The organism is Novosphingobium sp., from assembly GCF_019748365.1.
In the GTDB taxonomy this organism is placed as follows: domain Bacteria; phylum Pseudomonadota; class Alphaproteobacteria; order Sphingomonadales; family Sphingomonadaceae; genus Novosphingobium.
The window spans coordinates 1-7,147 of the sequence record NZ_JAIEPN010000191.1 but is presented as its reverse complement, the minus strand read 5'-3'; the positions used below and the strand labels follow the sequence as shown (position 1 = coordinate 7,147).

General features: G+C 63.4%; 14 protein-coding genes and 1 pseudogene. All 15 read right to left on the bottom strand.

Annotated elements, in window-relative coordinates; translation table 11 throughout:
• Positions 1-74 precede the first annotated feature (74 nt).
• Positions 75-1,043, bottom strand: a pseudogene (locus K5Q19_RS20640) (TonB-dependent receptor plug domain-containing protein); the annotation flags it as partial.
• A 295-nt stretch (positions 1,044-1,338) separates the two neighbouring features.
• Positions 1,339-1,515: a 50S ribosomal protein L30 gene (gene rpmD, locus K5Q19_RS20635; protein ID WP_292949133.1), complete on the bottom strand. Its 177-nt coding sequence runs from the start codon at positions 1,513-1,515 to the stop codon at positions 1,339-1,341.
• A gap of 6 nt (positions 1,516-1,521) precedes the next feature.
• Entirely contained in the window at positions 1,522-2,247 is a 726-nt protein-coding gene (gene rpsE, locus K5Q19_RS20630) for a 30S ribosomal protein S5 (protein ID WP_292949130.1), read from the bottom strand.
• 1 nt (position 2,248) lies between these two features.
• Positions 2,249-2,599 (bottom strand): 50S ribosomal protein L18, encoded by a 351-nt coding sequence (rplR, locus tag K5Q19_RS20625; protein ID WP_054121085.1) that lies wholly within the window; start codon positions 2,597-2,599, stop codon positions 2,249-2,251.
• The gene (gene rplF, locus K5Q19_RS20620) at positions 2,599-3,132 is read right to left on the bottom strand and encodes a 50S ribosomal protein L6 (protein ID WP_292949127.1); all 534 of its coding nucleotides are present in this window, start codon (positions 3,130-3,132) and stop codon (positions 2,599-2,601) included. Before rplF ends, rplR begins: the two co-directional genes overlap by 1 nt.
• A complete protein-coding gene (rpsH, locus tag K5Q19_RS20615) occupies positions 3,132-3,527 on the bottom strand; it encodes a 30S ribosomal protein S8 (protein WP_067913314.1) in 396 nt (131 codons plus the stop codon). Before rpsH ends, rplF begins: the two co-directional genes overlap by 1 nt.
• 10 nt (positions 3,528-3,537) lie before the next feature.
• Positions 3,538-3,843: a 30S ribosomal protein S14 gene (rpsN, locus tag K5Q19_RS20610; protein WP_054121082.1), complete on the bottom strand. Its 306-nt coding sequence runs from the start codon at positions 3,841-3,843 to the stop codon at positions 3,538-3,540.
• A 59-nt stretch (positions 3,844-3,902) separates the two neighbouring features.
• On the bottom strand, positions 3,903-4,484 hold the full coding sequence (gene rplE / locus K5Q19_RS20605) for a 50S ribosomal protein L5 (RefSeq protein WP_292949117.1): 582 nt from the start codon (positions 4,482-4,484) through the stop codon (positions 3,903-3,905).
• On the bottom strand, positions 4,477-4,791 hold the full coding sequence (gene rplX / locus K5Q19_RS20600; RefSeq protein ID WP_292949114.1) for a 50S ribosomal protein L24: 315 nt from the start codon (positions 4,789-4,791) through the stop codon (positions 4,477-4,479). The genes rplE and rplX overlap by 8 nt, the downstream gene beginning before the upstream one ends.
• Positions 4,791-5,159 (bottom strand): 50S ribosomal protein L14, encoded by a 369-nt coding sequence (rplN, locus tag K5Q19_RS20595; RefSeq protein ID WP_054121079.1) that lies wholly within the window; start codon positions 5,157-5,159, stop codon positions 4,791-4,793. Before rplN ends, rplX begins: the two co-directional genes overlap by 1 nt.
• Before the next feature lie 63 nt (positions 5,160-5,222).
• Positions 5,223-5,492, bottom strand: coding sequence for a 30S ribosomal protein S17 (gene rpsQ, locus K5Q19_RS20590; protein WP_072379290.1), 270 nt, complete (start codon positions 5,490-5,492; stop codon positions 5,223-5,225).
• 10 nt (positions 5,493-5,502) lie between these two features.
• Entirely contained in the window at positions 5,503-5,709 is a 207-nt protein-coding gene (rpmC, locus tag K5Q19_RS20585; RefSeq protein ID WP_292949105.1) for a 50S ribosomal protein L29, read from the bottom strand.
• Complete coding sequence (gene rplP / locus K5Q19_RS20580) at positions 5,706-6,140, bottom strand: 50S ribosomal protein L16 (RefSeq protein WP_054121077.1); 435 nt, start codon at positions 6,138-6,140, stop codon at positions 5,706-5,708. Before rplP ends, rpmC begins: the two co-directional genes overlap by 4 nt.
• Positions 6,141-6,155: 15 nt before the next feature.
• Positions 6,156-6,851 carry a 30S ribosomal protein S3 gene (gene rpsC / locus K5Q19_RS20575; protein ID WP_292949101.1) on the bottom strand — a complete coding sequence of 232 codons (696 nt, stop codon included), beginning with the start codon at positions 6,849-6,851 and terminating at the stop codon, positions 6,156-6,158.
• 2 nt (positions 6,852-6,853) lie between these two features.
• On the bottom strand, positions 6,854-7,147 hold a 294-nt coding region (rplV, locus tag K5Q19_RS20570; RefSeq protein WP_292949098.1), incomplete at its 5' end, for a 50S ribosomal protein L22.

Genomic DNA, 7,147 nt, shown 5'->3' with positions numbered 1-7,147 from the left:
TCTAGCAGGACTGGCCCATTTTTAATCCGGTGCTACCGGCCGATCCGTGGCCCCTTTTATTCCCGGTGTTCTCAGGGGTTGTAGCGGCGATCGAATTCGGTGCCGCAAGTGCTCGCCGCGTCCGCCGTGCCCGCCACGCCGGGGGCAATCGTGCAGGGGAAGTTGACGAGGTAGCCGCGCTCGCCGGAATTGGCCGGGAAGCGGTTGCCCGAAGCCGAACCCACGATGCGGTTGGCATCGTTGCGCAGCGGCAGCGAGCCGAAGAAGTTGTTGCGGTTCTGGTTGTAGTGGGCCGCGATAGAGATGAAATCGTCCCCGGCCAGCGGCTGGTAGATCTTGCCGTTGTACTGCTGCTTGTTGACCTTGCCGTAGTTGTTGAACGGGTTGTCGTTCTTGGCCGTGCTGGCGGAGAACCAGGCGCGCGTACCGCTGGCCGTGAGGTCTCCGGTCTCAACCTTCACGAAGCCGCGGCGGAAGTTGTATTCACCCACCGAGCCCGAGACGAGCAGGCCGAGATCGTGGTCCGGCGTCTTGCTGCGGTAGTTCACCGTGCCGCCGACGGCCGAAGCGGTCGGGCTGTCGACGTCAGTCGTACCGAGGTTGACGTTGACCTCCGAAATGATCTCCGGATCAAGCTGTTGGTTCGAATAGATCGCGTAGTTGCCCGAATCGTTGAGCGGAACGCCGTCGAAGGTCAGGCTGATACGGCTTGCATCGAAACCACGGATGCTGAGCGTGCCGCCGGCCGAGCCATAAGCGTCGTTGTTCTGGAAGCTGACGCCGGGGATCAGGTTGATCGTATCAAGAATGGTCTGGCCGGGGTTCTGGCGCTGGATGGTCTCCTGCGTCAGGACGGCCCTGGCCTTGGGCGTATCGGGCGAAGCGACGCCGGCCACCTGCTGGATGCCGCGCGTGCCGGTGACGACGATCTCCTTCTCGAATTCGACCGAGCCGGTCGACTGGGCCAGGGCGGGCGAGCCGAGCGCGGTCACGCCGATGGCGATCGAGCTGGCCGCGGCAAGAAACTTGGGGGGGAAGCGCATGTTTTCCGTTCTCCGATTGGGGATCGATGTGATCCGGCGCGGAGAAAGGCACCCACCACCTGGCCACCACAGCAGGTGGCGTGGGCGAAACGTCAGCCTCCGCGCATGGTCGCCCAAAAGCACGGAAAAATGACACTATGACTACGAACGATAAGGGCAATAAGTGCCTTTTTGCAGTTATTCTATATATCCTTTTGATATACGGACCCCACCCCCAGACAAAGAAAGGCCCCGGCATCTCTGCCGGGGCCTTCTTGCATCTTCATGACCCGTCCAACCGGAACGGGCAGCGCGGTCAGTCGACCACGGCCACCATGTGCGGGAGCTTGGCGATCGCACCGCGCACTTCGGCGGTGTCTTCGAGCTCCACCACGCGGTGCATCTTGCCCAGGCCCAGACCGATCAGGATCTGCTTCTGGGCTTCGGGACGACGGATCGGCGAACCGATCTGCTTGATCTTGATCTTTGCCATGTCTGATTACTCCACGATGGCCGCGGCTTCAGCCTCGGCCTCAACCGGAGCCGCACCGCCACGACCGAGCAGGTCGGCAATCTTCTTGCCACGACGCTGCGCAACCGACTTGGGGCTGGTCTGATCGGTGAGCGCGTCGAACGTCGCGCGGATCATGTTGTAGGGGTTCGAGGTGCCGACCGACTTGGTCACCACGTCGGCAACGCCGAGGCTCTCGAACACGGCGCGCATCGGACCACCGGCGATGATGCCGGTACCGGCGGGCGCCGAGCGGACGTTGACCTTGCCGGCGCCGAAACGGCCCTTGCCGTCATGGTGCAGGGTGCGGCCTTCCTTGAGCGGAACGCGGACCATGGTCTTCTTGGCCGAAGCGGTCGCCTTGGTGATCGCTTCCGGCACTTCGCGCGCCTTGCCATGGCCGAAGCCGACACGGCCCTTGCCATCGCCGACCACGACGAGCGCGGCGAAACCGAAGCGCTTGCCGCCCTTCACGGTCTTGGACACGCGGTTGATGTGGACGAGCTTCTCGATCAGCTCCTCGCCGCCTTCCTCGTCGCGATTGCCACGACCGCGATCATCACGGCGGCCACGGCCACCACGCTCGCCGCCGCGGTCGTTGCCGCCACGGCCACGGCCGGGGCCACGATCACCGCGACCACCACGGCCTTCGCGGGGAGCGTCGGCAGCGACGTCGGCCACAGGGGCGGCATCCAGGTTGGTTTCATCAGCCATCTTAGAACTCCAGCCCGTTTTCGCGGGCAGCGTCGGCCAGCGCCTTGACGCGGCCGTGGAACAGGAAGCCGCCGCGATCGAACACGACGGTGGTGATGCCGGCAGCCTTGGCGCGCTCGGCAATGTCCTTGCCCACCTGCGCGGCGGCATCAACCGTGGCGCCGATCGCCTTCTGGCCCTTCACAAGGCTGGAGGCAGCAGCGAGCGTCTTGCCCGCAGCGTCGTCGATGATCTGCGCGTAGATGTGACGGCCGGAACGGTGCACCGACAGCCGCGGACGGCCACCGGAACGAGCCTTGAGCGCGGTACGGACGCGCTGGCGGCGGCGATCGAAGAGCGAGAGCTTGGCCATTACTTCTTCTTCCCTTCCTTGCGGAAGATGAACTCGCCGGCGTACTTGATACCCTTGCCCTTGTAGGGTTCGGGCTTGCGCCAGCGGCGGATCTCGGCGGCCACCTGGCCAACCTTCTGCTTGTCGATACCCGAGATCAGCACGGTGGTGTTGTCCGGCGTCTTGATCTCGATACCTTCCGGGATCGCGAAATCGACATCGTGGCTGTAGCCGAGCTGCAACTTCAGATTGTTGCCCTGCGAGTTGGCACGATAGCCAACGCCGGTGATGTTGAGGGTCTTGGTGTACCCTTCGGTCACGCCGACAACGAGGTTGTCGACCAGCGTGCGCTGCATGCCCCAGAACGCGCGAGCGGCCTTGGTGTCGTTTGCAGGCTTGACGATGATGGCGTTGCCATCGACCGTGTAGCTGATCTCATCACGCATGTTCAGGGTGAGAGTGCCCTTGGGGCCCTTCACGGTGATCACGCCGTTCGCGATATCCGCGGTGACGCCGCTGGGGATCGTCACCGGCTTCTTGCCGATGCGGCTCATCAGAACACCTCCGCCAGCACTTCGCCGCCGACGTTCGCAGCGCGCGCTTCGGCATCCGAAAGCACGCCCTTCGGCGTCGAGACGATGGTGATGCCAAGGCCGTTGCGCACAACCGGGAGTTCCTTGGAACCCGAGTAGACGCGGCGGCCCGGCTTCGAGACGCGGGCAACGTGCTTGATCGCAGGCTGGCCCTCGAAATACTTCAGCTCGATGCGCAGCTGCGGGTGGGCGCCGGTGGCGTCCTCCGTGAAACCGCGGATGTAGCCTTCGCGCTGGAGAACCTCGAGCACGTGGAGACGCAGCTTGGAAGCGGGCGAAAGGACCGAGTCCTTCTTCGCCTGCTGGCCGTTGCGGATGCGGGTGAGCATATCACCCAGGGGATCGGTCAATGCCATCTCGTGATCCTTACCAGCTCGACTTGGTCACGCCGGGGATCATCCCCTTGTTGGCGAGATCGCGCAGTTCGACGCGGCAGAGGCCGAACTTGCGGTAGTAGCCGCGCGGACGACCGGTGGTGTTGCAGCGGTTGCGCACGCGGGTCGGGTTCGCGTTGCGCGGCAGCTCGGCCATCTTGAGGCGGGCGATGAGGCGCTCGGTTTCATCGAGCTTCTCGTCGTCTGCGACAGCCTTCAGCGCAGCGTACTTCGCCGCGTACTTCTGAACGAGCTTCTTGCGACGCTCATTCTTGTTGATGGAACTCAGTTTCGCCATGGACTTAAGCTCTCTTCTTCAAAACCTTGGCGAGCCATTCGGCTCGAGCCGGGACATCCTCAGGCGGCCTTCTGCTCTTCAGCAGCTTCGCGCGGGAACGGGAAACCGAAGAGACGGAGCAGCTCGCGCGCTTCGTCGTCGGTCTTGGCGGTGGTGGTGACGATGATGTCCATGCCGCGCACCTTCTCGATCTGATCGTAGCTGATCTCCGGGAAGATGATCTGCTCCTTCAGACCCATCGCGTAGTTGCCGCGGCCGTCGAACGACTTGGGGTTGAGGCCCCGGAAGTCGCGGATGCGGGGCATCGCGATGGTGATGAGACGGTCGAGGAATTCGTACATGCGTTCGCGGCGCAGGGTCACCTTGCAACCGATCGGCATGCCTTCACGCAGCTTGAACTGCGCGATCGACTTCTTCGCCTTGGTGATCACCGGCTTCTGGCCCGCGATGAGTTCCATCTCGGCAGCAGCGGTGGTGACCTTCTTCTTGTCCTGGCTCGCCTCGCCCACGCCCATGTTGAGCGTGATCTTCTCGATCCGGGGGATCTCCATGTGGTTGGCGTAGCCGAACTTGGCCTGCATCGCGGTAGCGACCTCGGCCTCGTACTTCGCCTTCATGCGGGGCACGTATTTATCAGCCATCGATCGTCTCCCCGGACTTGACGGCCACGCGGACCTTCTTGCCGTCCTTCGTTTCGAAGCGCACGCGGGTCGGCTTGCCGTCAACGGCAATGCCCACCTTCGAGATGTGCAGCGGAGCCTCGCGGCGGTCGATGCCGCCCTGCGGGTTTTCCTGGGTGGGCTTGCGGTGACGCGCGGCGATGTTCACGCCGGCCACGACAACCTTGTCTTCCTTGGGGAGGACCTGCAGCACCGTACCGGTGCGGCCCTTGTCCTTGCCCGAACGGACGATGACGCTGTCACCCTTCTTGATCTTCGCGGCACCCATCACAGCACCTCCGGCGCAAGGCTGATGATCTTCATGAAGCCGCGGGCGCGCAGTTCGCGCACCACGGGGCCGAAGATACGCGTGCCGATGGGCTCTTCGTTCTTGCCGACGAGCACAGCGGCATTGGTGTCGAAGCGGATCACGCTGCCATCGGCGCGGCGCACATCCTTGCGGGTACGCACGATCACCGCACGGTGCACGTCGCCCTTCTTGACGCGGGCACGCGGCTGCGCTTCCTTGATCGACACGACGATCACATCGCCGACGCTGGCGAAACGGCGCTTCGACCCGCCCAGCACCTTGATGCACTGGACGCGCTTCGCGCCGCTGTTGTCAGCGACTTCGAGATTGGACTGCATCTGGATCATTGATCCGGTTCCTTCTCACTGGCTTGCCGGAACCAGTCCGGCAGTTCCAAAACTGTTGTGCCTTTAGACGTCGGCTTCGATCGCGGCGGCCTTGCCGGCCTGCACGCGGTCAACAACCTTCCACGTCTTCAGCTTCGAAATCGGCGCGGTCTCTTCGATGCGCACGGTCTCACCGGCCTTGAACGAGTTGGTCTCGTCGTGGGCGTGGTACTTCTTCGAGCGGCGGATGATCTTCCCGTAGAGCGGGTGCTTCACCTTGCGCTCAACCTTGACCACCACGGTCTTGTCGGTCTTGTCCGAGACGATCGTCCCGATCAGAATACGCTTGGGCATAGTCTTTTCCTTACGCCTTGGCCGACTGAGAACGCTCAGTCTGCAGCGTCTTGATGCGGGCGATGTCGCGGCGGACTTCGCGGATGCGGGCCGGCCGTTCGAGCTGGTTGGTTGCCGCCTGGAAACGCAGGTTGAACGCCTCGCGCTTCAGTTCGGACAGATCCGCCTGGAGCTGGTCGTCAGACTTGACGCGCAGATCTTCAAACTTGGCCATCATTCGCCTCCGAGGTGCGAGGTGTCGCCGAGGCGGGCAACGACCTTGGTCTTGATCGGCAGCTTCATCGCAGCGCGGCTGAACGCCTCTGCCGCGAGGGGACCGGCAACGCCGTCGAGCTCGAACAGGATGCGACCCGGTTTCACGCGGGCTGCCCAGTATTCGATCGAACCCTTGCCCTTGCCCTGACGGACTTCGGCAGGCTTCTTCGACACCGGCACATCCGGGAACACACGGATCCAGAGACGACCCTGGCGCTTGATGTGGCGCGTGATCGCACGGCGAGCGGCTTCGATCTGGCGAGCGGTAACCCGCTCCGGCTCGAGCGCCTTGAGGCCGTAGGACCCGAAGTTCAGGTCCGTGCCGCCCTTGGCGTCGCCCTTGATCCGGCCCTTGAAGGCCTTGCGGAACTTGGTCTTTTTCGGTTGCAACATGGCTTTATACCTACCTTAGCGAGCCGGACGGACGCCGGAGGTTTGAGCCTCCATCATCAGCCGGTCCTGCGCCATGGGATCGTGACCAAGGATTTCACCCTTGAAGATCCAGGTCTTGATGCCGATCACGCCATAGGCGGTGTGCGCCACGGCTTCGGCATAATCGATGTTCGCACGAAGCGTGTGAAGCGGCACGCGGCCTTCGCGGTACCACTCGACGCGGGCGATTTCCGCACCGCCGAGACGGCCGCCGCAGGTGATCTTGATGCCTTCGGCACCGAGACGGAGCGCCGACTGCACCGCGCGCTTCATCGCACGGCGGAAAGCCACGCGGCGAACGAGCTGGTCGGCAATGCCCTGCGCAACGAGCTTGGAATCGATTTCCGGCTTGCGGATCTCGACGATGTTGAGCTTCACATCGCTCGCGGTCATCTTGGCAAGCTGGCTGCGCAGCTTTTCAATGTCCGCGCCCTTCTTGCCGATGATGACACCCGGGCGGGCGGCATAGATCGAAACGCGGCACAGCTTGGCCGGACGCTCGATCACCACCTTCGAGATGGCGGCCTGCGGCAGGTGCTCCATGATGAACTTGCGCATGGCAAGGTCTTCACGAAGCAGCGTCTGGTAGTTGCGGCCTTCCGCATACCAGCGGCTGTCCCAGGTGCGGTTGATCTGCAGGCGCAGACCGATGGGGTTCGACTTGTGACCCATGATCAGGCCTCCTCACCAGTGGCTTCGCGAACCACGATCCGCAGACGCGAGATCGGCTTCAGGATGCGCGTGGACTTGCCGCGACCACGGGTGTGGAAGCGCTTCATCGTGATCGACTTGCCGACCGAAGCCTCGGCGACGACGAGTGCGTCGACATCGAGGTTGTGGTTGTTCTCGGCATTGGCAATCGCCGAGGCGAGCACCTTGCGCGCATCAACCGCCATCGCCTTCTTCGAGAAGGCGAGGATGTTCATCGCGTCTTCGGCGCGCTTGCCGCGGATCAGGCCGGCAACGAG

Bases quoted from the DNA above. Each gene is read 5' to 3' on its own strand.
- rplR (WP_054121085.1), bottom strand. From the start codon at position 2,599: ATGGCCAAGCTCTCGCTCTTCGATCGCCGCCGCCAGCGCGTCCGTACC.
- rpsH (WP_067913314.1), bottom strand. From the start codon at position 3,527: ATGGCATTGACCGATCCCCTGGGTGATATGCTCACCCGCATCCGCAAC.
- rpsN (WP_054121082.1), bottom strand. From the start codon at position 3,843: ATGGCGAAACTGAGTTCCATCAACAAGAATGAGCGTCGCAAGAAGCTC.
- rpsE (WP_292949130.1), bottom strand. From the start codon at position 2,247: ATGGCTGATGAAACCAACCTGGATGCCGCCCCTGTGGCCGACGTCGCT.
- rplN (WP_054121079.1), bottom strand. From the start codon at position 5,159: ATGATCCAGATGCAGTCCAATCTCGAAGTCGCTGACAACAGCGGCGCG.
- rpmC (WP_292949105.1), bottom strand. From the start codon at position 5,709: ATGATGGCCAAGTTTGAAGATCTGCGCGTCAAGTCTGACGACCAGCTC.
- rplE (WP_292949117.1), bottom strand. From the start codon at position 4,484: ATGGCTGATAAATACGTGCCCCGCATGAAGGCGAAGTACGAGGCCGAG.
- rplP (WP_054121077.1), bottom strand. From the start codon at position 6,140: ATGTTGCAACCGAAAAAGACCAAGTTCCGCAAGGCCTTCAAGGGCCGG.
- rpsC (WP_292949101.1), bottom strand. From the start codon at position 6,851: ATGGGTCACAAGTCGAACCCCATCGGTCTGCGCCTGCAGATCAACCGC.
- rpmD (WP_292949133.1), bottom strand. From the start codon at position 1,515: ATGGCAAAGATCAAGATCAAGCAGATCGGTTCGCCGATCCGTCGTCCC.
- rpsQ (WP_072379290.1), bottom strand. From the start codon at position 5,492: ATGCCCAAGCGTATTCTGATCGGGACGATCGTCTCGGACAAGACCGAC.
- rplX (WP_292949114.1), bottom strand. From the start codon at position 4,791: ATGGGTGCCGCGAAGATCAAGAAGGGTGACAGCGTCATCGTCCGTTCG.
- rplF (WP_292949127.1), bottom strand. From the start codon at position 3,132: ATGAGCCGCATCGGCAAGAAGCCGGTGACGATCCCCAGCGGCGTCACC.